We start from the raw sequence: 22,153 nt of genomic DNA on the forward strand, positions 1-22,153 counted from the left end.
GGAGGCCGGGATTCCAGGCGGTGGAAGGATGAGGGTCGGGCAGGAGACGCCCGAGATCCCGGCCTCCGCGAGGATGACGTAAAACTTAGCCCTTGGCCGCTCGCGTCAACCGCTCCACTGCCCGCTGCCTGCCGATCAGCGGCAGCAGCGCGTTCATGTCGGGACCATGTTCGCGGCCTGTCAGCGCCAGCCGCAGCGGCAGGAATAGGCTCTTGCCCTTGCGGCCGGTCTGCGCGCCGAGGGCGCCGGTCAGCGCCTTCCAGATCGCGTCGTTCCAGTCCATGCCGGATGCGAGCTCGGCTGCCGCGGCCAGGAATTCCTTATCCTCAAATGCGCCGCTTGCGCCTGCTGCATCTTCCACCACTGCCCACCAGTCGGCCGCTTCGGCGACGCGGGTCAGGTTCGGCCGCACGGCGTGCCAGGCGGCTGCGTCCATCCTCGCCGGCAGTCGATCGGCCACTGCCGCATAATCGAGCGCGTGGATGATCCGGGCGTTGAGCGCCTTCAGTTCGTCGAAGTCGAAGCGGGCCGGCGCGCGGCCGAAGCGGGCGAAATCGAACGAATCGATCAGCGCCGCCGGATCCGTGACCGGTTCGACCGGCAGGCTGGTGCCGATGCGGGCAAGCAGCGCGATCAGTGCGATCGGCTCGATCCCCTCATCGCGAAACGCGTCGCAGCCGAGCGAGCCGAGCCGCTTGGACAGCTTGCCCTCGCTCCCCACCAGCAGCGCCTCGTGCGCGAAGGCCGGTGCCGCCGCACCCAGTGCGGCGAACATCTGCAGCTGCAGGCCGGTGTTGGTGACATGATCTTCGCCACGCACGACATGGGTGACGCCCATGTCGACGTCGTCGATCGCGCTCGGCAGCATATAGAGCCAACTCCCGTCCGCGCGGCGGATCACCGGATCCGACAGCAGCTTGGGATCGAGCTGCTGCGGCCCGCGGATGAGATCGCTCCAGACGATGGGGCTGTCATGGTCGAGTTCGAAGCGCCAGTGCGGGCGCCTACCCTCGGCCTCGTAGCGTGCGCGATCGGCATCGCTCAGCGCCAGTGCCGCCCGGTCATATATCGGAGGCAGGCCCCGCCCGGCGAGGATCTTGCGCTTGAGTTCGAGCTCCTCGGCGCTTTCGTAGCAGGCATAGACGCGGCCGGCGGCGCGCAGCGTCTCGAACCTCGCTTCATAAAGCGCGAAGCGATCGGACTGCCGCGCGCTGTCGTCGGGCGACAGGCCCAGCCATGCGAGGTCGGTGCGGATCGCCTCGGCATTTTCCTGGGTCGATCGCTCGAGATCGGTGTCGTCGAGCCGCAGCAGGAACCGCCCGCCATGCTTCTTCGCCCACATCCAGTTGTGAAGCGCGGTGCGGATATTGCCGACATGGAGCCGGCCGGTCGGCGAGGGCGCGAAGCGGGTAACGATCATGACCGCGCCTCATAGGCGGATCAAACTGCTTGAGCCACCCTCTAGGCTTCCCTAAGAGGCCGGCCAACACGGCAACGCCGTCACGGGGGTCCTGTTTCATGAAGCTTCTCACCGGCAATTCGAACCCGACGCTTGCCAGGGCGATCGCCGCCTATCTCGAACTGCCGCTGACCGACGCCAGCGTGCGGCGCTTCGCGGACGAGGAGGTCTTCGTGGAAATCCACGAGAACGTCCGCGGCGAGGACGTCTTCGTGATCCAGTCGACAGGCTATCCGGCCAACGACAACCTGATGGAATTGCTGATCTGCATCGATGCGCTGAAGCGCTCGTCGGCGCGGCGAATCACCGCCGTCATCCCTTATTTCGGCTATGCCCGGCAGGACCGGAAACCGGGACCGCGCACGCCGATCTCGGCCAAGCTCGTCGCCAATCTGCTCGAGACGGCCGGCGCCAACCGCGTCCTCTCGGTCGATCTTCACGCCGGGCAGATCCAGGGCTTCTTCGATATCCCGACCGACAATCTCTACGCCGCACCGGTGATGTCGGCCGATATCCAGGCGCGTTTCGCCGGCCGCAATCTGATGGTGGTGTCGCCCGACGTCGGCGGCGTGGTTCGCGCCCGCGCACTCTCCAAGCGCCTCGACAATGCGCCGCTGGCGATCGTCGACAAGCGCCGCGAACGGCCCGGCGAATCGGAAGTGATGAACATCATCGGCGACGTCTCGGGCCGCTTCTGCATCCTCGTCGACGATATCGTCGATTCGGCGGGCACGCTGTGCAACGCTGCCGCGGCGCTGCGCCAGGCAGGGGCTGAGGAGGTCGTCGCCTATGTCAGCCATGGCGTATTGTCGGGCGGCGCGGTTGCCCGGGTCGAGGGTTCGGAGCTGCTCGAGCTGGTCATCACCGATTCGATCGGGGCGCCGCCATCGGTCGCCGAGGCAAAGAAGATCCGCCATCTGACGATAGCGCCGCTGCTCGGCGAAGCGATCAAGCGGATCGCGGACGAGAGCTCGGTGTCGAGCCTGTTCGACTGATTATTCGTTCCCCTTCGAGGGGAGATTCTGGGGAAGACGCGGCATGACTGAAGACGACATCCGCCTTGCCCAGCGGCTCGCCGATGCGGCGGGCGAAGCGATCCGCCCCTTCTTTCGCGCGCGCTTCGAACGTGAAACCAAGGCCGATGCCTCGCCGGTTACCGAGGCCGACCGCGCCGCCGAGGCGGCGATGCGCAGGATCATAGCGGCAGAGCGTCCGTCCGACGGCATCATCGGCGAGGAATATGGCCGCGAGCGCGCGGATGCGGCGCGCGTGTGGGTGCTCGATCCGATCGATGGGACGCGCGCCTTCGTCGCGGGTCGGCCATTGTTCGGCACGCTGATCGCCCTCGTCGAGGAAAACCATCCGGTGCTCGGGGTGATCGACCAGCCGATCGCCCGCGACCGGTGGATCGGCGCTGCAGGGCATCCGACCACGCTCAACGGCGTAGCCGCGCGGACGCGACGCTGCTCCGCGCTCGCCAATGCGCATATCGGCACGACGTCGCCGGCTGCCTTCGGCATTCCCGAGTTCGCCCGCTTCCAGAAGGTGAGCGCCGCGGCCGGCGACACGCTATGGGGCGGCGATTGCCACAATTATGCCCTTACCGCCTCCGGCCATCTCGACGCCGTGATCGAGTCGGGTCTGCAGCTCTACGACTTCGCGGCATTGATTCCAGTGGTCGAGGGTGCCGGCGGCCGGATGACCGACTGGCAGGGACGGCCGCTGGATGCGGCGAGCCCGGGGCAGGTGATCGCCGCCGGCGATGCGGCGCTGGTCGAACAGATCGCAGCGCTGCTCAATTAGAGCCTGATCGCCGCCGTTATTGAACAAGGCCCCGGATGGTGTCGCCGATCCGCTTGCGCCGCCATTCGCTGAGGAACACGACGAGAAGCTGAAGCTGCGCGCGTGGCAGGAACAAGGCGCGCAACCGCGGGTCGGTGCGGTCGGTCAGTTCGGCATAGTCGGGGATTTCGGCCGCCAGCAACGATGGCGCGTCGAGCATCCACGCCGTTCCGAGCAGCGCGATCGCGATCTGCAGATCCCGGTCGAAGGCGTGCGGATCGAGCGTCGGTCCACCCTGATCGGCATAACCGCGCAGCAGCAGCGCCTGGAGGTCGGCATCGTGCTCGGCGAGGAAGTCCGCTTCCCCCGCGCACAGCATCCCATAATAGGATTGGGCGAGATTGGCCTGGCCGACACCGCCCCAGTCGAGCTGCCCCGACTGCATCACCCCCTCGGCATCGCGCCAGAACCAGGCATTGTCGGGGTTCATGTTCCAGTGGACCAGGGCGATGGCGTCGCGTGACGCGTACAGCCGCTGCCACAGCATCCGTTCGTGATCGAGAACGAGGGCGACGTCGCGCGCAAAGGCGGCGAGAAAATCCTGATCGGCGAGTCCGTCCGGCAGAAGTTGCGGCGCCGTCGCCGCAAAGCTCTTCAGCGTCTCCAGCTTGGCGTCCAGTTGCGTGCGATCATAGGGGATCACCTTCAGCAGCGCCTCGTCTGCGGGGTCGAACGGAAATTCCTGCTCGACCCTGTCGCCGAAGTGGCCGCCGCGATGATAGCCGGCCAACCGTGCGATCGCGCGCGTCTGCGCCTGGTAATAGGGCAGCGGATCGGCCAGCTCGTAGTCGACGCACTTCTCGAGTGCAGGCTCGATCCCATCCTCGCCATAGGGAACGCGCTCGGTGATCAACAATCCGGTTTTGTGCGCAGCATTATAGTCGGCGAACATGCAGCGCGGCACCGCGATCGGAAAGTCCGGCCGCCGCGAGAGCAGGGCGAAGCGTACCTCAGGATCCATCACCGGCGAAAACAGCTCGCGCAGCGGATCGCCGAACTCGCGGGTGAACTTCGCGAACAACCGCGTCGGCAGCCCTTCGTCGCGGGCATAGGTGACGTCGATGGCGATCTTGCGGCCCATGCCGCCGCCGAAGAATTCCCGCCAATGGGTGATGCCGGTGACGCTGTTGTCGGCGCTCAGCGTGCCGAGGCCATGAAACAGTTCGCTCAGCCGCGCCGCGCCCCCCTGTTCGAGCACCGCATAGCTGACGGGGAAGCGGAGGCCTTCATGGTCGCCGATGACTTCGGATGGGTAGGTCAAGCTCTCGTCCTTGCCGATCATGTTGTGGTGGAGGGGAACCTCAAACCGCCATCGCGGCGATTCGGTCGAGCACGGCGCTCATATAGGCGGTGTTGAGGAATTCCTTGCCGGAGATGATCCGGCCGTCGCGCAGCGTCATCAGGAAATGATAGGTGCTGTTGAACGGACTGCCGTCGATGAAGCGGCCATGGCTTTCGCAATCCACCGCGACACGGTCTTCCTCCGCGGTGATCGCGTGAATGGTGAACCGCAGCGGGCCGTCGAGCACGGCATAGACCTTGTCGAACAGCGGCGCGAGTTCGGCCTTGCGATATGTGCCGCCCAGCGCCCAGTGGCCCGGCACCCACCAGGTCGCCTCGTCATCGAGGAACGCGAGTATGTCCTCGCCGGCTTCGGCCGCGGCGAAGAAGCGGCGGATTATCGCCTTGTTGTTGTCGCTCTCGCTCATGCGGCAACGCGGTCCAGCGCGGGCCCGACGCCCCAGGCGATCAGCCGCCGGAGCAGGGCGATATAGGTCTGGCTCACCCACGGACCCGGCTGATCCGGAATGGCGTCGATGAACGGGCGTAGATCATAGGGACCGCAGGCATGGCCGGGCGCCAGATACATGACTTCACCCGCTCCCACGACACGCCGCACGAGTTGGGGGCGCAGATCGTCTTCGAGCCAGGGGCCCCTGACATAGCCGGGGGCATCGCCGGTGTAGCGCGCGGCCAGCAGGACTTCGCAGGGTGCGCGCAGTTCGAGGATATAGGGTTCGTCGATCACTTCGAACGGCGCCGTCCCGGCGACCACGGGATGCGTATCGGGGCCGGGTTCGACCATATAGGGCTGCTGCGCCAGATGGGACACGAAGCGGACACCGAGCAGATCCATGAACTCGGGCACATTGTCGGGCGTATCGGTCAGGCCCGGCAGGAGGATGCCAGACAGCTCCACCTCGGGCGGTCTGAAGCAGGTATAGGCCGAGGCGCCGTGGATCGCGAGCCACCGCCCGCCGCGGTCGAGAAACGCGCGTAGCGCGGCGAGCGCGGCTGCATCGGGAAAGACGTTGTTGGTATAGCTGATCAGGAAGTCGGCATCGGCCAGCGCGGACCCGTCGCCATAGTCGGCCACGCATCGGGTGCGAAGCAGCGGGTGCTCGCCCAGCAGGTCCAGCAAGTTCCGCCGCACGCGGTTCATGTCGTGATTCTCACCGCCCACGACGAGTTCCACCTGCGGCCTGCCGAATTTCATCGGGCTTGTCCTTTCTTCACGCTGCCTTGGCTACCGGGTCGACGGGAACAGGGCCGGGCGCTTGTCGATGAAAGCGCCGACGGCCTCCGGGAAATCGTCGTCGCCCACGCACTCGACGATGCCGGCGGCTTCGGCGTCCAGTATCTCCCCCGGCGTTCGGCGCGGTGCGGCGACCAGCATCTGCTTGGTGAGGCGTATCGCACGTTGCGGCCCGCGTGCCAGCCGCACGGCTGCCTGCATCGCTTCCTCCTCCAGCGTGTCGGCGGCGACGATGCGATGGAGGAGGCCCAGCCGCATTGCCTCTTCCGCCTCGATCTTGGCTGCCGTGAGGGTCAGCATCCGTGCCGTCCGTTCTCCCACGACCTGCGGGAGCAGCAGCGTTACGCCGCCATCGGGGATAAGCGCCATATTCCGGTGGGCGAACAGGAAGGTTGCGGTCGAGTCGCCGATGACGAGATCGGCTGCAAGCGGATAGAGCAGGCCCGCCCCTGCCGCCGCCCCGCGGATCGATGCGACCATAGGCCGATCGAAAGCGGTCACGGCCTCTACCAGCGTGCGCACCCGCGGCAGGCGTTCCGCAAAATCGGCCTGGCGTTCCGCAGCCGACTGCGCCAGCGAGCGCTTGAACCCGGCGATGTCCCCACCAGCGGAGAATATCCTGCCTTCGCCGCGGATCAGAATCGCGCGGATTGCCGGATCGGCCTGAGCCGCCTGGAAAAGCGCAGTCAGCCTAGGAACTGTCGACGGCGGCATGGCATTGCCGAATTCGGGCCGGTTGAGCGACAGCCGCAAGACTCCCCGGTCGACCTCAACGAGATAACTGCGGTCTTCCGCCGAAACAAACATGCCCCTCTCCCGCTGCGGCCGGCGCCTTGCTCCCGGCCCGCCTATCTACAGAGATACGCAGGCATACTGTCAACAGGCTAATCACTTACGCGGTCAGAGAGTGCCATCCAGATAGCGGTGCAGGGTCTGATGAAGGTGACGAATGCGCACCTCCTGGTAGCGGGAGAAGATGATGTCGGTATCGCCGCCGTCGCGCAGCCCCTCCTGGCACTGGCGGAGCCCATCCACGTCCTGGTCGTAGATCTCGCCCTGCCAGGGTGGAAGCACACCGCAGCCCGCGAAGGTGCCTTCCTCGCCGAGTTCGACGATCTCGACCTCGGGCGGCGTGTCCGCTTCATCGAGCCGTGGCCGGAAAACCATGAACTCGAAGGTCGATCGGTTCGGGTCGTCGCGGTGCGGCAGGAAGCGGTACGCGAACGGATAGGGCAGCGAGCGGAAGATCACCATGTTCGGAAACAGGTAATATTGGAGGGCGTCGCCCGCCTCGGTATCCGACAAGCCGGAATAATCCGCTCCGGTCAGTTTGCTCATCTCGGCGCGCATGCCGGCGGCCAGAAACTGGCGCGCCTTGCCGCCTTCGGGAAGCTGCACCGACTCGCCGCTCGCGAAGATCACCTGCATCAGCGAATCGAGAATCTCCTGTTCGCTCAGCACCCGCGGGTGCTGGTCGCTCATTATGCCGGTCGGCTCCAGGAAGCGGCTGACATGGGGGTCGTCGGGCCATACGTCATATTGGGTGCTCGCCTCCCCGCCGAAGGGCGTGGCCTGTGCATGAATGCCGGGGACGTGATACGCCTCCAGAAACGCCTCGACGCTGGTTTTCCAGTTGGCGTCGATCGGCTTTCGGATCACGGTGGCAAGATACAGCTTGTCATAGGACCAGTCCGCGAAATGCGGCACCAGATGACCGAGAAACTGTTCGAGCGGCGGCGGGTTCTCCGCCCGGTTGATGAACACGAAACCGCCCCAACGCCCAACCTTCACCTGCGCCAGGCCCATCTTATCGTCGCGCAGGCCGGGGAAGTCCCAGCGCGCTGGAACATGCGCCAGCGAACCATCCAGGTTCCATGTGAAGCCGTGGAACGGGCAGGCCAGCTTATTGACGCTGGTGTCATGCGCGCACAGCTTCATGCCGCGGTGGCGGCAGCTATTATAATAGGCCTGGATTTCGTCGTCGCCGGACCGCACCACGAGGATCGACGCGCCGGGGCTCTCATAGACCACGACGTCGCCCACCTCGGGAATCTGCTCCTCTCGGCATGCCAACTGCCACACCCGGCTCCAGACATGTTCGCGTTCGAGCATGGCGAAGGCGGGGCTACGATATTCGTCCCGCGCCACGCTGGTCACCGGAACGTCGGTTTCGGAATAGTCCCGGAACATCGCAGGCGCGGGAATGGGATCGTCGGCTATGATGTCCTGATAGATCGGAGCGGTGCTGTCGCGATACGCGGGCGCGTTACGGGCAGTGGCCATGATATCCTCTCGGCTGGATTTTATATTTAGTATGCTAGCATAAGAAAATAAGCTTGGCGAGCGGGTTCCGAGTTGCCATGGCGGATGCGGCGCGCGCGCGAGAGATGGCTGGCCAGCCGGAGTCTCTGACCGGTAACGTCGCCAAGCTATCGATATGGCGGAAGGATATTCGCGATGGACGACTGTACGGCGATTGATGGCGGGCCCGTAGCGAATCGCATCATCCCGCTTTCGGGCGGGCATAATTTCCGCGACATCGGCGGCTATCGGACCGTCGACGGGCGTACTACGGCCTGGGGGCTCGTCTATCGATCCGGCACCATGGCCTCGCTCGACGCTAGCGACCACGCGGTGCTCGACAAGCTGGGGTTGCGAACAGTGTGCGATTTCCGCAGCACGGCGGAGCGTACCAAGCGGCCCTCGCTCTTCGCGCCAGATGCCGGATTCGAAGTCTGGGCGCGCGACTACGACATGAGCAGCGCCGACTTCGTCGCCATATTCTGCCATGCCGAGGCCAACCAGGATCGTTCGCGCGAGCGGATGATCGCGCTCTATCACGAGATCGCGGAAGAACAGGCACCCGCCTATCAGGAGCTGTTCCGCCGGCTGGCGGATGGCGCCCTCCCGCTCGTTTTTCATTGCTCCGCCGGCAAGGACCGCACTGGCGTCGCCGCGGCGCTGCTGCTCGACCTGCTCGGCGTTCCCCGCGAGACGATCGTCGAAGATTACGAACTGACCGACCTATTCATCGAGAAGCTCGCCGAGATCGTCCGGCACGAGCCGATCGGCGACAGGCTGGCGGATATCGATCCGCAGATCTGGGCGCCGATGCTGCGTGCCGACGCCGCCTATCTTCACGCAACGTTCGCGATGATGGAGGAACGGTTCGGCTCTGCGCGCGGGTTCCTGCGCGAGGTGATCGGCGTCGACGACGATATGGCGGAACGCATCCGCGCGCGCCTGCTCGAGTGAGCCGGCGCGCGGCCGGGCGTTCAGCTCGGGCGCACCGCGGTCGGATCGGCGAATGAGACTGCGGTCAGGCCGCCGTCGATGAACATCTCCGACGCGGTGATATAGCTCGAGTCGTCCGAGGCGAGAAATGCGACGAGTTTCCCGAACTCTTCGGGCCGGCCCATCCTCCCCATCGGTACGGCGTCGATCAGCGCCTTGACCTGGGGCATCGCGCGCACCTGCGGATTGGCGAGCATCTCGGTTTCATGCGGCCCCGGATGCACCGAATTGACCCGTATATTATCGCCCCGCAACGCGCAGTGGACCGCCGTCGTTTTCGCCAGATTAGCGATCGCGGCCTTGCTGGCGCCGTACATCGAGGTGGTCGGCAGCACCATCGCCGTGGAATTCGAAGCGACGTTGATGATCGAGCCGCCGCCGGACTGGCGCATCGCGGGCAGCACCGCCTTGATGCCGAGGAACGCGCCGATCAGATTCACATCGAGGATCGCCCGGAAGTCTTCCGCGGAAGCTGCCTCGATATCGATCGGATTGTTGATGCCGGCATTGTTGACGAGGCAATCGAGCCGTCCCCAAAGCCGCATCGCCGTATCGACCGTGTTGCTCCACGACTCGGCGCTGCGTACGTCGAGCGGCACATAGGCGGCGCGCCCGCCATCCGATGCCAGCGCCGCGACGCAGGCCTTGCCGACCTCGTCGAGGACATCGCCGACCACGACCGCGGCGCCCTCCGCCACCAGCGCCGCTGCTGCGGCGGCGCCCAGACCGCGCGCGCCACCGGTGACGATCGCGACCTTGCCATCAAGACGGCCCATCTGCTCTCTCCCTGTTCGAAGCGCCGGCGCGCTGGTCGTGCTTTCCAGCGGTGGAGTTGAACTCAGCTATCGAGGAATTGCTTGCGGATCATGGCGCGCTGCACCTTTCCGGCTGCGGTGCGGGGCAGGGTGACGCCGGCCTCGATGCGACGCGGAACCTTGTACGCGGCGAGCGACTTGCGCGCGAAAGCGATCACTTCATCGGTATCGACGCTGCGGCCCGGCTTGAGCTCGAGCGCCGCCGTCACGCCTTCGCCCCACTTCGGGTGCGGCAGCCCGAACACGGCGCAATCGAGCACTGCGGGATGATCGCGCAACACCGCCTCGACCTCGGCCGGATAGACATTCTCCCCGCCCGAGACGATCATGTCCTTGATCCGGTCGGTGAGGTAGAGATAGCCCTCGGCATCCAGCCGGCCGCCATCGCCGGTACGGTACCAGCCGTCGATCAGCGCTTCGGCGGTCGCTTGCGGGTTGTTCCAATATTCGATCAGCAGCGTCGGCCCCTTCACCCAGATTTCGCCTGGCTGGCCGATCTCCAGAAGTTCGCCTTGAGGGTTGCGGATGGCGATCTGATGGCCGGGCAAAGGCTTGCCGACCGACCGCAACAGCTGCGGCCGTGAGCTGTCATGTTCGCGCGGGCCCAGGATGGTCATCGTCCCCGAGATTTCGGTCATGCCGTAATATTGCAGGAACTGGCAGCCCAGCCGATCGACGGAGCGCTCGAGCAGGGCCGGGTCCATCGAAGCGGCGCCGTAGTGAATGCCGCGCAGCGTGGGCACGCGCACCGCGCGTGCGTCCATCTCGTTGATGAGCGCGCGCACCAGCGTAGGCACGATGAAGGTGCGGGTGATGCCATGCTGCAGGCAGAGATCGAGCAATATGGCGGGCGCTGTATTGGGCGTCACGACCACGGTCGCACCGCGCACGAGGCCGGTGCCTACCCAGGACATGCCGCCGATGTGAAAGCTCGGCAGCGGGGATAGCAGGATCTCGTCGTCGCCCCAGTCGAAGAAATAGGGACCGACGATCTCGATGTGACGCTGGATCGAACAGGCGCGCTGCGACGTGATGACACCCTTGGGACGGCCAGTGGTGCCGCTCGTATAGAGCTGCAGGCAGGGTGCGGCGGGATCGAGTGCGCGGCGTGGTGCAGGCTGCGCCGCAGCGATCCGCGCGCGCAGCCCCTCTGCGCCTGGCTCGTCGACGATGATCATCGGCAATGCCTCGCCCGAGGCGGCGCGCGCCATTGCAGCGAACTCCTGGTCGGTGAGGATCAGCTTCGCACCGCTGTCCTCCAGCACATAGCGCGTCTCGGCAGCGGTGTTGCGCCAGTTGATCGGTACAAGCACGAGCTGCGCCCGTATCGCGCCGATCAGAACCGCAAAGAAAAGATCGTTGTTCTTGCCGACATAGGCCAGCCGGTCACCGGGCTCCAAGCCCATCCCGGCGAACAACGCGACCGTCTGGTCGCATGCGCGATCCAGAGCGGCGTAGCTCCACCTATACTCGCCGAAAATCAGCGCCGTCTTGTCCGGAACGCGCGTTGCGTGGACCGACGTATAGTCCGAGAGCAGCAGCATATCCGCCAGATCGAGCGGCCCGCCATCGCGGATCGCCATGTTCGGATCGAGCTCCGGCATCATCGCTGGATCAGAAGCTGACATTGTCTCCGCCCTTGGTCTGCATCATCGCGCGGGCCTCGTCCGGGGTGGCGACGGTGAGGCTCAACTCCTCGAGAATGTGCCGGATCTTGCTGACCTGCTCGGCGTTGGAGGTGGCGAGCCGACCCTTGCCGGCATAGAGGCTGTCCTCCAGCCCGACCCGGACCGAGCCGCCGAGCAAGGCGGACAAGGTGGTGAGCCGGATCTGGTGCTTGCCCGCGGCGAGCAGCGAGAACAGGAAGTTGTCGCCGAACAGCCGGTCCGCCGTCGACTTCATGTGCATGACGTTTTCGGGATCCGGGCCGATACCGCCGAGGATGCCGAACACGCCCTGGATGAAGAAGGGCGGTTCGATGATCTTGCGATCGACGAAATGCGCGAGATTATAGAGGTGGGCGATGTCGTAGCATTCAAACTCGAAGCGCGTTCCCTGGCCCGAAAGTTCGGTCATCGCGCGCTCGATCTGGGCGAAGCTGTTCGACAGGATGAAGTCCTTCGTCATGTCGAGATAAGGCTTCTCCCACTCGTGCTTCCACTCGGAGATCTTCGCGCCCGCGCCGGAGATGTTGAAGTTCACCGAGCCCATGTTCATCGAGCAGACTTCGGGGCGGAACCGCTTCGCCGGCGCCAGCCGGTCGTCCAGGCTCATGCCGAGGCCGCCGCCGGTGGTGATATTCAGGATCGCGTCGGTCGATTGCTTGATGCGCGGCAGGAAGGCGGCGAACAGGTCTGGGTCTTGGCTCGGTTGGCCGTTAGCGGGATTGCGGGCATGCAGATGCAGCATCGCGGCACCGGCCTCGGCTGCGGCGATCGCGTCCCGGGCGATTTCATCGGCTGTGATCGGCAGATGCGGCGACATCGAAGGAGTGTGGACCGATCCCGTCACCGCACAGGTGATGATCACCTTATCAGTCTTCTTCATTCCTGCTCCCGTTCACCGCTCGTTGTTCGTTCATCTATCGGGCGATGCTCGTGTCGAGCCTGGCCGCAACAATCGCATTGGTCAGGCGATCTCGCCCAGCACGGCTCCGACTTCGTAGGTTTCGCCGGCCTGCGCGATGATCTTGAGCGTCCCAGATGCGGGGGACTCTATCTCCTGGGTCGATTTGTCGCTCTCCAGCGCGAACAGCGGGTCGCCTTCCTTGACTGCGCCGCCATCCGCCACCAGCCATTCGGCCAGGATGCCTTCGTTCATCGAGAAGCCGAGCTTGGGCAGCAGGATCTGGATCGCCATCTACATTATCTCCGTTCGCACCCTTTGTGGTTATACAGCGTACTATCTTCCGCGACGGGAATTACAATGGCTCAGGCGGCCGTACCGGCGGCGATCTTGCGATCGATCATATCCTGGAAGGCTTGGATACGGCTTTCCTGGTACAGGCCCAGCGTCACCTCGGCTTCCGCATTGGCGGTCGAGGGGAGGCCCAACTGGACGAGCGGAATGTTGCTGAAATCCTGGTCGAAGATCGTCGCCATGATGCCCATCTCCGGCACGGAGGAAACCGGCTGGTCGAAATCCAGCTCGACAAGTTCCGCCGCCGCCGGACGCGGGCCGTCCGGCGAAAAAGGCAGCGTCAGCCGCACCTCCATGACGCACGCATTGGGATCATCCTTATAGGGCATGAACTGGTAGGTGAGCGGCAGTCCTTCGCCCCACCACGGCCAGAAATTCGGGAACATGAAATACTGGTTCGCATCCAGCATGTACGAATCCGAATGTTGCGAGAAATCGACTCCAAGCATCGCGCTCATCGTCTGGCGCCGCCACTCGGCAACCTCCGAGCGGCCGGTCTCGCCAGACTTGATCGGGGGCAACTCGACGCCGGGAAAGGCCGTCGCGAACATCCGCATGGATTCCTCGGCGGCCTTTCTCATCGACGCCTCGTCGCCGAGATGTCCGCTCGGGATGGCCGAAGGGGTAATCGAGCGGCTGACCTGCGACTTGCCGTCGTCCCAGGTGTCGTACCGCGTCTGCGTGTCGCCATTATAGTCGAGGATCTGGGTGTGGGTCTCGACCACGTGATAGGCTTCGTGGAACGCCTCCTGGGCCTGCTTCCAGTTGCCGCGCAGCTTCTTGCGGAAGCCGACCGCGGTGAAGCGCTGCTCGGATTCGCGTGGGCCAAAATGCTGCGGGAGAATGCCTAGAGCATCTTCGAGCGGACCGGCATCGGGATCGGGATTGATGAAGATCCAGCCGCCCCAGGTTCCGACCTTTGCTTCGGGGAGCCGATAGGACGCCTCCTCGACCACCGGGAAATCCCAACGGCTGGGCACGTTGCGGAGCGTGCCGTCGGTGTTCCATTCCCAAGCGTGGAACGGGCACTTGATCGACTCGCCGGCCATGAAATTGTTGCACAGCCGCGTGCCGCGATGGAGGCAGGCATTCTGTAGGGCGCGGAACTCATCTGGACCGGAACGGATGATGATGTAGGATAGCATGCCCACGTCGTAAGGCTTGCGATCGCCGACCTCGGGGATGTCTTCCTCGCGAGCGACGGCCTGCCAGGATTTCTTCCAGACATGCTCCATCTCGAGCGCTGCGAACTCGGGGCTATAGTAGCGGGAGGATTTGACCTTCTTCGGTTCGGCGAAGAAGGTGCCGACATCCTTCAGCGCCGACTCCGCACGGGGGTCCCCGGTGATCAGATCGGCAGCCAGCGGGCCTGCGGCGGTTCCGAAGCCCTGCTGCATCTTAGCGTCTTCTACGCCCATTTTCCTGTCCTCGTCCTCGGGCAGCGTTTTCGCCGCACAACAGTAAGCCTACACACCATTTCCCCAAAAGCCAAGCGCCAGCTGGCTGCAAGATGGGCGAAAGAACGAATTCGAACGGCGCACTAGCCCACTAGGGTGCCCTGGCTCATTCGATCCCATAGGGTGCGTAGCGTCCCTTGATGAACATCTCGATCTGGGCAGCGCCGGTGGAAACCGTTCCATCGGGAGCGTAGGTGGTGACCCGAGCGAGATATTCGGGGCCGTAGACGGTGTCGGCCGCCTGATTGCCCTCGCCGAAATTGGTCTCCGCCGCTTCGCCGCTCACTTTATAGGCGCGGTAGGGCGTCGGCTGCTTCGAGAAATCGAACACATCATGCTCGATCGCCAGCGTTTCGGAGCCATGATAGGTGAAGAAGGTCCCGCCGTCCTTCCAGCTGCCCGGATGATAGCCCATCGTCTGCACCACCCAGGGCGGCGCGGCCGTTTCATAGACCTGCTTCCACTCGCGGCCCTGATCGTCGGTCAGGTGGATCGTCGCTTTCTTCAGCAGGCGCGATCCCTCGTCGAACTCCATTTCGTGGCGGCCCGCGACCAGCTCGATCGCTTCGTCCCAGCCCTTGAAGAGCTTGCCGCCGAACGGCGTTCCGAAGACGTCGTTGAACTTGGCCTGCCTGCCTTCCGCGTCCTCATGGAGATGGAAGAAGCCGCTATAGGGATCGCTGCGGAAGCAGGTCCAGAATCGCAGGGCACGCTGCGGCCCGATGTCGACCTCGCGTGGGGGCAGGATCGAGGCCATCGGCGAGAGCGGCGGGCGCTCGGCATATAGGCCCCAGCTATGATCGCGGGCGCCGCTCCATTTGTCGGGCGTGATCGTCCATCGCTGGTCGCCCAGCGACATCGTGCCTTGCGCGAAGCCGGGCTGCGAGTATCGCGTCTGGTCGGTCGTCCGCCGGCCGCGATGAGTCGCAATGTGATGCTCTTCCAGGAAGGCGGGGCTGCTCCCGGTCCACAGGATGTCGAACTCCATCCCGCTCTCGTTACGCTCCAGGACAAGCCTCAGCGACTTGAGCGGCTCGATGAACTCGACCCGCCACGGCCCGATCTTCAGGCTGAAATCGGGACGCCACACCCGGTTGAAGCGCAGCGTCGTCTGGTGCCCGCGCACATTGAGAAGGGCATAGCCGCCGAACAGGTCGCTGTTCGGGTTGACCCGCGCGCCGGTTGCCAGAAATACCCCGTCGTCGGGGCTGAACACGCCGAAATAATAGCCGTCGTCCCAATTATAGTCGGTCGACGGAATGTAGCTGAACGGGTGCGCGGCCTGATGAACCGGATATTCGTCATATGGTGTAAGCTGCATGCTGAGCTCTCCTGTCCTTTGGTCCGCGCACCCTGTTCAGGTCAGGGCACCATCCAGCTGTTGGGGTCGATGCCGGCATTGGCGCGGGCAAAACGGACGATGTCGTGGATGCGCTTGTCGAGCTCGGTCGGGTCCTTGCTCGGCTCCGTCGCCGGACCGTGCTGCCAGCTCTCGATGACCGAGTAGCGATAGCCCCAAGCCTCGAAGATGCGCCCGGAAATGTCCTTCGACTCCGCGCTCGCCAGCCAGGCGACCAGGCCGGCGATCCATTCGGGATCACGTTTTTCGAGCTGTTCCTCGGTATATTCGCGCAGGCCTTCGGTCATGCGCGTGTTGGCGCGCGGGGCGATGGCGTTCACCGTCACGCCGATCCGCTGAAGTTCGCGCGCCGCCACCTGCGTCAGCGTCGCTATGCCCCCCTTCGCGGCCGCATAGTTGGTCTGCCCGATATTCGCGAACAGTGCGGAATGCGAGGTGGTGTTGATGATGCGTGCGTCGACCGGCTGCCCGGCCTTGGACTGGACGCGCCAATAGTTGGCGGCATGGTGCATCGGCGCAAAGGTACCCTTGAGGTGAACCTTGATGACGCTGTCCCACTCGTCCTCGCTCATGTTGACGAGCATGCGATCGCGCAGGATGCCGGCATTGTTGATTAACACATCGAGGCGGCCGAAGGTGTCTACCGCCTGCTGCACCATGGCCTGAGCGCCCTGCCAGTCGGACACGTCGTTGGTGTTGACCACCGCCTCACCGCCTCCCGCCCGGATCGTTGAGACGACCTCCTGGGCCGGCGTTTCGTCGGTGCCTTCGCCGCTCGCTGCCGAGCCGAGATCGTTCACGACGACCTTGGCTCCGTGCTTGGCTAGCATCAGCGCATAAGCCCGGCCGACGCCGCGGCCCGAACCGGTAACAATGGCCACGCGGCCTTCCAGCAAACTCATGTCGAATACTCCTTGATTGTCAGGCGTCGACCTTCCGGGCCGGACGCCAGGTGATATTCGTGCGGCGCCCGTGGGGCCTAGCAGTCGCCGGGGCGGACGCTTTGCCCGGTCGCGGCAGACCGTTCGATCGCCTCCACCATCTGGTGACGCGTGACGGCATCCTCGAAGGTCGCGCACTGCGTCGTTCCCTCGCGAATATCAGTGGCGAAGCGCGCATAGGCTTCGGCGACGTTGAGTGCGACGCCGTTGCGAATCGACGTCGCATAATAGCTGTCAGGTATCGGCATCGGCTTCATCGCCTCGTCCTCGGCGCCTGCGCCCTCGAGGTTGAGGTCGGCCAGCTGGAGATGACCTGCCCATGCGCTGATCCGGAGATCGCCCCGGGTCCCGTTGATTTCCCAGGCCAGCCCGGTCCCCTTTGACATGCCGCCGCGGTAATGGAGCGAGGCGACCACGCCGCCGGCCAGCATTGCGGAGAATGCGACCTGATCCTCGGATGTGAGCGGCAGCGCCTCGCCGGTTTCGGCAAGGATCGTCTGCTTGCGCCGGTTCGCGGTGGTCGCGGCCAGCGATTCGACCTCGCCGAGAACCTGACAGACGGCGTCCATCGTGTGCGAGACCGGGATGGTCAGCAGGGTCACGCCGTTGCTCTTGTCGGCGGTATAGGCGTTGGGCTGGTCGACATATTCGCCCCAGTTGGCGCCGATACCGATCAGGCTGGTCGACAGCACATCGCCGATGAAGCCCTGGGCGATGAGGTCCGCGACGTAGCGCACGGCTGGCGCCTGTCGCGCCTGGAGCCCGATCGCGGCCTTGATGCCCCTGGCCTTCGCCAGCGCCGCCATCTGCCGCGCCTCGGCAATGCCGTTACCGAGCGGCCATTCGCAATAGACATGCTTGCCGGCCTCGATCGCGGCGGTGACGAGTTCGAGATGGTGCGGCACCTTCACGGTCACTGCGACCAGGTCGACCTCCGGGCAGGAAACCAGCGCCTGATGGTTGTCGAAGGCATGCGGCACGCCATATTCCGCGGCTGCGGCATCCGCGCTTTGCTGCCGCGTCGTGCTGAGCGCGGTCACCGCATAGTCGTCGGAAAGCGCGATCAGCGCCGGGATATGCGCGGTCGCGCCCCAGCTTCGACCTGGCTGCATCCCGATGATGCCGACCCGGATCTTTCCGCCCATTCCACTCTCCCGTTCTTCCTTGTGTCCAGCAACTTACCTTCCCGCGCGAAGGTATTCGATTCGCCTTAGCGGCCTACTTCGGTAGTTTCCATTCGATATGCAAGCGAACTAACGACGCATTGAGTTCCGAGCCGGCTCACGCGAAAACGCCGCAGATTTCCCCGGCACGCGGATGAACCCTTGATTCGCCTGCCGGGAGGTCGATGAACAGCTGGCGCCCGGCCTCCATGCCGGTGTAGAGTTCGACCAGCATCGGCCTGTCGCAAAGCGACAGCAGCTCTCCGACCTTCTCCTGGAAAAACTCCGATCGCCGGACCTCCGCGGTGATAGCGTCATCCTTCCAGGATTCGATTGCGACGAACTCGTTCTGGTCCCGGCCCCAGCCATAGAAGACGAAGTTGACCGACGCGCGCAGGCCATCGATATCGGCTTGCCAGAGCCCGTTGAACTTTTCGACGAAGGCGTCGCGCAGTTCGGGCTTCACATAGAAATGTGCGACGAACGCGCTCGCATCGATCACGATCGGGCCCAGCTTGTCGGTATCGGTCATGCGCCTTCTCCCTTTGATCGGTGGTGGTCATGAATAGCCCAGATGCGCCACGTCGTTGAACGAGCGGAGCTTCCACTCCCCTCGCTCGGTAACGACGAGCCGCGACACGGAGCTGTTTTCCGGCGCCATGAAGGCGAAGGGCCGGCTGCCGGTCGCCTGCCGGCAGAGTTCCGCAATCGTCCCGGCATGGGAGAAGGCGGCAACGGTTGTCCCGGCCGGCACCGCGTTGACGATCGCCTCGATCCCGCGCCGCACCCGCGCGGCAAATGCGTGCACCGGTTCGGCATTGGGGACGACTTCCCACGATTCCTCGGCGAACATCCGCGAGACGAGCGGGTGGCCGGCGCGGGCATGGCCATAGAAGCTATGCTCCCAATCCCCGAGATGAACTTCGCGCAGGTCCGCGATCTCGATGGTGGGCAACTCTCGCCGCGCGGCGAGCGGGGCTGCGGTCTGGTGGGTGCGGCGCAGCGGCGTGACGAATATCGCGGCGATCTCCTCCGTCGCCAGATAGTCGGCGAGCAGTGCCGCCTGGCTTTCGCCCTCAGGTGACAAACACGGATCGCTGATGGTGAGCGCGCCCAACTCGATCGTGTCCATCGTCTCGCCGACACTCGATCCATGCCGGATCAGGAGGATCTGTCGCGCGCCCTGCGGCAGGCGATAGCGCTCCTGGCTCCGGTGGACCAGTTCGCTGTCGGTGTCGGTTATCTCCGTCACGCGGCCATGGCCTCCACCGTCACGGGGACGCCGTTGAGCACGGTCGTGGCCGAGGGCATGTCGAGAACGCTTTCGTCGATGATGGAGTTCGCATTGGCGCCGGGGTGCGCATTGGCGACAGCCTGCCTCGTGCGCGCATCGCGGTGTCCCCAGCCATGCGGGATGCTGATCACGCCTGGCAGCATCTCGTCGCTAAGCTGGGCAGGAAGCTCGATCGAGCCGATTGCGGTGCTGACACGCACCGACATGCCGTCGACGATCCCGCGCTCGGCGGCATCGCGCGGATGGATCAGCGCGGTACATCGGTCTTTGCCCTTCACCAGCAGGTGGACATTATGCATCCAGGCGTTCTTCGAGCGCACATGCCGCCTGCCTATCATCAGCAGCGAGCCGGGCACGGCCGCTTCCTCGAGAGCCTCGACAATCCGGGGGAGCTCGGCCGTAATCTGCGGTGGTGCCAGATCCACGCGCCGGTCGGGCGTACGCAATATCTTGGGCAGCATGCCCTCGTCGAGCGGGCCGAGGTCGAGGCCGTGGGGGTGAGCCTTCACGCGCTCCAGGGTCAGGCCATCGGCGATCCGGCCGAAGGCGTCACCCATCGGCCCGCCGCGGATCAGGATGTCGAACAGCCTGTCCGGTCCCGGAACGTCGCCGACCAGCGCACGTGCCTCGCCGAACGGGACATCGCGGCCTTCCGGCCGGCCTTCGGCAAGCGCCAGGCCTAAGATGGACGTCATATAGTCTTCCTCGACCTGGGCCGCACTCGTGCCGCGCAGCCGCGCGACGATTCCGGTGAAGATTTCCCAGTCGTGCGGCATGCCCGGCTCCGGTTCGAACACCGGCGGGCCCCACTTCACGAACTTGCGGATTGTCTCATAGGCCGTCACCGCGGCAAAATCCGAGTGCTCGGCATAAGACGGGCCGGGGATGATCAGCTCGGCGTGGCGGGTCGTCTCGTTCACATAGATGTCGAAAGACATCATGAACTCCAGGCCCTCCATTGCGCGGGTCAGTTTCGCCGCATTGGGGTTGGACAGCATCAGATTGCCTGCCTGGGTGATCAGGCCGCGCACCTGCCCGTCGCCGGGTACCAGCATCTCGTCGGCGAGTGCCGCCGTCGGCAGCATTCCGATCGCCTCGGGCAACCCGCACACCCGGGATCGCCAGCGTCCGACCGGGAAGACCCCGTCCTTGCAGTCATCCTCGAACAGCATCCCCATCGGAATGCCGCCGCCGGAAAACAGGTTGCCGCCGGCGCGATCGAGATTGCCGGTGATCGTGTTGAGCGCGTCGATCAGCCAGGAAGTCGCCGTGCCGAAGCGCTGGGTGCAAGTGCCGGTGCGGCCGTAGATGGCGGCGCTGGGAGCCGTTGCAAGCTCATGGGCGAGCGTTTCGATGGTCTCGACCGGAACACCGCAAGCATCGGAGACGCGCTCGGGCGGGAAGTCCGCGGCGACCGCCAGCAGCGCATCGAGATTCTTGACCAGCCCGTCCGCCGCACGGAGCCGCACGAGGCCGTCGCGTGCGATGACGTGCACCATGGCCATCAGCAGGAAAACGTCGGTTCCGGGGCGGATCGGAACATGGCTGTCGGCGATCGCCGCCGTCTCGGTCCGGCGCGGATCGATGACCACCACTTTGCCGCCGCGGGCGCGCACGGCCTCGATCCGGCGGCGGATGCCCGGCGCGACGAGCATGCTGCCCTGGCTCACGACCGGATTGTTGCCGATGATGATGAGGTGCTCGACCCGGTCCAGATCGACGAGCGGCTGGATCATCGGCCCCCCGAACATATAGGCGGCACTCACGAATTTCGGGATCTGGTCGAGCGTGCCCGGCGAGTAGACCTGCATACTGCCCAGCGTCTGCATCAACAGCCGTCCGTAGAGCAGCAGCGGGCCCTTATGACCGGTCGGATTGCCGAAATAATAGGCGATGCCATGCGGGCCGTGGCGCTTCTGGATGTCCGCGATCCGTTCGGCGGCCATGTCCATCGCCGCATCCCAGCCGATTTCCTCGAAGTCCCGCCCGCGGCGGCGCAGCGGCTTGCGCAGCCGATCGGGATCGGCGTGCAGCTCGGTCAGCCCATAGGCCTTCGGGCAGATGAAGCCGCGGCTGAACGGATCGGCAGGGTCGCCCCGCACGTCGGTCACGGCGCGCGTCGCGTGATCGGCGGTCACCACGGTTCCGCATGCCGCTTCGCAAAATGGGCATGAGCGAAGATGCGTGCGACGATCGGCCATCATTCTCTCTTTCTCCTTTGCCGGGCTAGCGCTTCGTCGACGACACATATCCCTTGCCTTGCTCGCGATCGGCCAGCGCGCCGGAGCCTTCGTAGTTCGTGTCCCCGCCGGGTAGTTCGTGGAGGAACGGAAAGCGGTTGATCTGGTTGCCGCCGCTGATGTCCAGCATGCTGCCGGTGATGTAGGCGGGGCCGGCGAGCCAGATGACCGCATCGGCCATATCCTCCGGCTGGCCCATCCGGCCCAGCGGGATCTCGTGAATGAATCGCTCGCTCACGCCCGGCATGGCATAGAATTCTCCGGCCATTTCCGACATCACGGTGGCGATCCGGATGCCGTTTACGCGGATGCGGCGGGGGCCATATTCCAGCGCGGCATATTTGATCATCGCTTCGGTGCCGGCCTTTGCCGCGGCATAGGCGAAGTGCGGGACGACGGGATGAGTCGCGCTCATCGAGGAGATCAGCACGATCGACCCGCCGTCGTTCATTCCCTCCGCCATCAGTTTCACGAAATAGGCCATGCCGAACAGGTTGACCTGCACAGCCTGCTGCATCAGCTCCGGCGTCGCCTCGGCGATCAGGCCGAGCGTTGGCGTCGCAGCCGAGTTCACGGCCACGTCGATCTTGCCATAGGCGGCCACCGCCGCATCGCGCAGCGCGGCGATCTGGTCGTGGTCGCCGCCGTCGCACTTGACGGCCAGGCCGCCGATCTTACTCGCAAGCCGTTCCAGCGGCTCCATGCTGCGCGCTCCGACCACGACCCTCGCCCCGCGCGCGGCAAGCCCCTCGGCGATGCCCCAACCGGTGCCGCCTTCCGCCGAAGCGCCGAGCACGACCGCCACTTTGCCGGTAAGATCAGTCATCCAGGGT

At 64.9% G+C, this 22,153-nt stretch carries 21 protein-coding genes; 3 read left to right on the forward strand and 18 right to left on the reverse strand.

The window, feature by feature from the left end; all coding sequences use genetic code 11:
• Window positions 1–85: 85 nt before the first annotated feature.
• Window positions 86–1,420 (reverse strand): glutamate--tRNA ligase, encoded by a 1,335-nt coding sequence (gene gltX / locus AAC645_RS11755; RefSeq protein ID WP_340316220.1) that lies wholly within the window; start codon window positions 1,418–1,420, stop codon window positions 86–88.
• A 98-nt stretch (window positions 1,421–1,518) separates the two neighbouring features.
• On the opposite strand from gltX, the gene AAC645_RS11760 reads away from it, so the two are divergent.
• A complete protein-coding gene (locus AAC645_RS11760) occupies window positions 1,519–2,454 on the forward strand; it encodes a ribose-phosphate pyrophosphokinase (protein WP_340316223.1) in 936 nt (311 codons plus the stop codon).
• 43 nt (window positions 2,455–2,497) lie between these two features.
• Window positions 2,498–3,262, forward strand: a complete 765-nt coding sequence (gene hisN, locus AAC645_RS11765; RefSeq protein ID WP_340316225.1) for a histidinol-phosphatase — start codon at window positions 2,498–2,500, stop codon at window positions 3,260–3,262.
• A gap of 16 nt (window positions 3,263–3,278) precedes the next feature.
• Here the strand turns inward: hisN and AAC645_RS11770 are convergent, their stop codons facing one another.
• The 5 genes from AAC645_RS11770 to AAC645_RS11790 form a co-directional block, all read right to left on the reverse strand.
• Window positions 3,279–4,562 (reverse strand): hypothetical protein, encoded by a 1,284-nt coding sequence (locus AAC645_RS11770; protein ID WP_340316227.1) that lies wholly within the window; start codon window positions 4,560–4,562, stop codon window positions 3,279–3,281.
• A 40-nt stretch (window positions 4,563–4,602) separates the two neighbouring features.
• Window positions 4,603–5,010, reverse strand: a complete 408-nt coding sequence (locus AAC645_RS11775) for a nuclear transport factor 2 family protein (protein WP_340316229.1) — start codon at window positions 5,008–5,010, stop codon at window positions 4,603–4,605.
• The gene (locus AAC645_RS11780; protein WP_340316231.1) at window positions 5,007–5,798 is read right to left on the reverse strand and encodes a ThuA domain-containing protein; all 792 of its coding nucleotides are present in this window, start codon (window positions 5,796–5,798) and stop codon (window positions 5,007–5,009) included. The genes AAC645_RS11775 and AAC645_RS11780 overlap by 4 nt, the downstream gene beginning before the upstream one ends.
• A 30-nt stretch (window positions 5,799–5,828) precedes the next feature.
• Window positions 5,829–6,644 (reverse strand): enoyl-CoA hydratase/isomerase family protein, encoded by an 816-nt coding sequence (locus AAC645_RS11785; RefSeq protein ID WP_340316233.1) that lies wholly within the window; start codon window positions 6,642–6,644, stop codon window positions 5,829–5,831.
• Between the two features lie 93 nt (window positions 6,645–6,737).
• Window positions 6,738–8,120: an aromatic ring-hydroxylating oxygenase subunit alpha gene (locus tag AAC645_RS11790; RefSeq protein WP_340316235.1), complete on the reverse strand. Its 1,383-nt coding sequence runs from the start codon at window positions 8,118–8,120 to the stop codon at window positions 6,738–6,740.
• A gap of 174 nt (window positions 8,121–8,294) precedes the next feature.
• Here AAC645_RS11790 and AAC645_RS11795 point away from each other — a divergent pair, with 174 nt between their 5' ends.
• Window positions 8,295–9,092 (forward strand): tyrosine-protein phosphatase, encoded by a 798-nt coding sequence (locus tag AAC645_RS11795; RefSeq protein ID WP_340316237.1) that lies wholly within the window; start codon window positions 8,295–8,297, stop codon window positions 9,090–9,092.
• Window positions 9,093–9,112: 20 nt separating this feature from the next.
• Here AAC645_RS11795 and AAC645_RS11800 read toward each other — a convergent pair whose 3' ends face one another.
• From AAC645_RS11800 to AAC645_RS11855, 12 genes are all read right to left on the reverse strand, one after another.
• The gene (locus tag AAC645_RS11800; RefSeq protein WP_340316239.1) at window positions 9,113–9,907 is read right to left on the reverse strand and encodes a glucose 1-dehydrogenase; all 795 of its coding nucleotides are present in this window, start codon (window positions 9,905–9,907) and stop codon (window positions 9,113–9,115) included.
• A gap of 62 nt (window positions 9,908–9,969) precedes the next feature.
• A complete protein-coding gene (locus AAC645_RS11805; RefSeq protein ID WP_340316241.1) occupies window positions 9,970–11,574 on the reverse strand; it encodes a class I adenylate-forming enzyme family protein in 1,605 nt (534 codons plus the stop codon).
• Window positions 11,561–12,493 carry a beta-keto acid cleavage family enzyme gene (locus tag AAC645_RS11810; RefSeq protein WP_340316243.1) on the reverse strand — a complete coding sequence of 311 codons (933 nt, stop codon included), beginning with the start codon at window positions 12,491–12,493 and terminating at the stop codon, window positions 11,561–11,563. Before AAC645_RS11810 ends, AAC645_RS11805 begins: the two co-directional genes overlap by 14 nt.
• An 81-nt stretch (window positions 12,494–12,574) precedes the next feature.
• Window positions 12,575–12,805, reverse strand: a complete 231-nt coding sequence (locus AAC645_RS11815) for a lipoyl domain-containing protein (protein WP_340316245.1) — start codon at window positions 12,803–12,805, stop codon at window positions 12,575–12,577.
• Between the two features lie 71 nt (window positions 12,806–12,876).
• Window positions 12,877–14,283: an aromatic ring-hydroxylating oxygenase subunit alpha gene (locus AAC645_RS11820; protein WP_340316247.1), complete on the reverse strand. Its 1,407-nt coding sequence runs from the start codon at window positions 14,281–14,283 to the stop codon at window positions 12,877–12,879.
• 145 nt (window positions 14,284–14,428) lie between these two features.
• Window positions 14,429–15,643, reverse strand: a complete 1,215-nt coding sequence (locus AAC645_RS11825) for a hypothetical protein (protein WP_340316249.1) — start codon at window positions 15,641–15,643, stop codon at window positions 14,429–14,431.
• A 41-nt stretch (window positions 15,644–15,684) separates the two neighbouring features.
• A complete protein-coding gene (locus AAC645_RS11830; RefSeq protein ID WP_340316250.1) occupies window positions 15,685–16,584 on the reverse strand; it encodes an SDR family oxidoreductase in 900 nt (299 codons plus the stop codon).
• A 77-nt stretch (window positions 16,585–16,661) separates the two neighbouring features.
• Entirely contained in the window at window positions 16,662–17,768 is a 1,107-nt protein-coding gene (locus tag AAC645_RS11835; protein WP_340316251.1) for a Gfo/Idh/MocA family protein, read from the reverse strand.
• A gap of 136 nt (window positions 17,769–17,904) precedes the next feature.
• The gene (locus AAC645_RS11840) at window positions 17,905–18,318 is read right to left on the reverse strand and encodes a putative quinol monooxygenase (RefSeq protein WP_340316252.1); all 414 of its coding nucleotides are present in this window, start codon (window positions 18,316–18,318) and stop codon (window positions 17,905–17,907) included.
• A 27-nt stretch (window positions 18,319–18,345) separates the two neighbouring features.
• Window positions 18,346–19,038: a histidine phosphatase family protein gene (locus AAC645_RS11845; RefSeq protein WP_340316253.1), complete on the reverse strand. Its 693-nt coding sequence runs from the start codon at window positions 19,036–19,038 to the stop codon at window positions 18,346–18,348.
• Entirely contained in the window at window positions 19,035–21,329 is a 2,295-nt protein-coding gene (locus AAC645_RS11850; RefSeq protein ID WP_340316254.1) for a molybdopterin-dependent oxidoreductase, read from the reverse strand. The genes AAC645_RS11845 and AAC645_RS11850 overlap by 4 nt, the downstream gene beginning before the upstream one ends.
• Window positions 21,307–22,146: an SDR family NAD(P)-dependent oxidoreductase gene (locus AAC645_RS11855; RefSeq protein ID WP_340316255.1), complete on the reverse strand. Its 840-nt coding sequence runs from the start codon at window positions 22,144–22,146 to the stop codon at window positions 21,307–21,309. The genes AAC645_RS11850 and AAC645_RS11855 overlap by 23 nt, the downstream gene beginning before the upstream one ends.
• Window positions 22,147–22,153: the final 7 nt, after the last annotated feature.

It is taken from the genome of Rhizorhabdus argentea (genome assembly GCF_037861105.1).
Taxonomy (GTDB): domain Bacteria; phylum Pseudomonadota; class Alphaproteobacteria; order Sphingomonadales; family Sphingomonadaceae; genus Rhizorhabdus; species Rhizorhabdus argentea.

Coding starts and splice junctions, on each gene's coding strand:
- AAC645_RS11800 (WP_340316239.1), bottom strand. CDS start 9,907: ATGGGCCGTCTTGATGGCAAGGTCGCGATCGTCACCGGTGGCGCGCGC.
- AAC645_RS11775 (WP_340316229.1), bottom strand. CDS start 5,010: ATGAGCGAGAGCGACAACAACAAGGCGATAATCCGCCGCTTCTTCGCC.
- AAC645_RS11835 (WP_340316251.1), bottom strand. CDS start 17,768: ATGGGCGGAAAGATCCGGGTCGGCATCATCGGGATGCAGCCAGGTCGA.
- AAC645_RS11795 (WP_340316237.1), top strand. CDS start 8,295: ATGGACGACTGTACGGCGATTGATGGCGGGCCCGTAGCGAATCGCATC.
- AAC645_RS11780 (WP_340316231.1), bottom strand. CDS start 5,798: ATGAAATTCGGCAGGCCGCAGGTGGAACTCGTCGTGGGCGGTGAGAAT.
- AAC645_RS11855 (WP_340316255.1), bottom strand. CDS start 22,146: ATGACTGATCTTACCGGCAAAGTGGCGGTCGTGCTCGGCGCTTCGGCG.
- AAC645_RS11785 (WP_340316233.1), bottom strand. CDS start 6,644: ATGTTTGTTTCGGCGGAAGACCGCAGTTATCTCGTTGAGGTCGACCGG.
- hisN (WP_340316225.1), top strand. CDS start 2,498: ATGACTGAAGACGACATCCGCCTTGCCCAGCGGCTCGCCGATGCGGCG.
- AAC645_RS11830 (WP_340316250.1), bottom strand. CDS start 16,584: ATGAGTTTGCTGGAAGGCCGCGTGGCCATTGTTACCGGTTCGGGCCGC.
- AAC645_RS11790 (WP_340316235.1), bottom strand. CDS start 8,120: ATGGCCACTGCCCGTAACGCGCCCGCGTATCGCGACAGCACCGCTCCG.
- AAC645_RS11825 (WP_340316249.1), bottom strand. CDS start 15,643: ATGCAGCTTACACCATATGACGAATATCCGGTTCATCAGGCCGCGCAC.
- AAC645_RS11805 (WP_340316241.1), bottom strand. CDS start 11,574: ATGTCAGCTTCTGATCCAGCGATGATGCCGGAGCTCGATCCGAACATG.
- AAC645_RS11850 (WP_340316254.1), bottom strand. CDS start 21,329: ATGTGTCGTCGACGAAGCGCTAGCCCGGCAAAGGAGAAAGAGAGAATG.
- gltX (WP_340316220.1), bottom strand. CDS start 1,420: ATGATCGTTACCCGCTTCGCGCCCTCGCCGACCGGCCGGCTCCATGTC.
- AAC645_RS11820 (WP_340316247.1), bottom strand. CDS start 14,283: ATGGGCGTAGAAGACGCTAAGATGCAGCAGGGCTTCGGAACCGCCGCA.
- AAC645_RS11810 (WP_340316243.1), bottom strand. CDS start 12,493: ATGAAGAAGACTGATAAGGTGATCATCACCTGTGCGGTGACGGGATCG.
- AAC645_RS11840 (WP_340316252.1), bottom strand. CDS start 18,318: ATGACCGATACCGACAAGCTGGGCCCGATCGTGATCGATGCGAGCGCG.
- AAC645_RS11815 (WP_340316245.1), bottom strand. CDS start 12,805: ATGGCGATCCAGATCCTGCTGCCCAAGCTCGGCTTCTCGATGAACGAA.
- AAC645_RS11760 (WP_340316223.1), top strand. CDS start 1,519: ATGAAGCTTCTCACCGGCAATTCGAACCCGACGCTTGCCAGGGCGATC.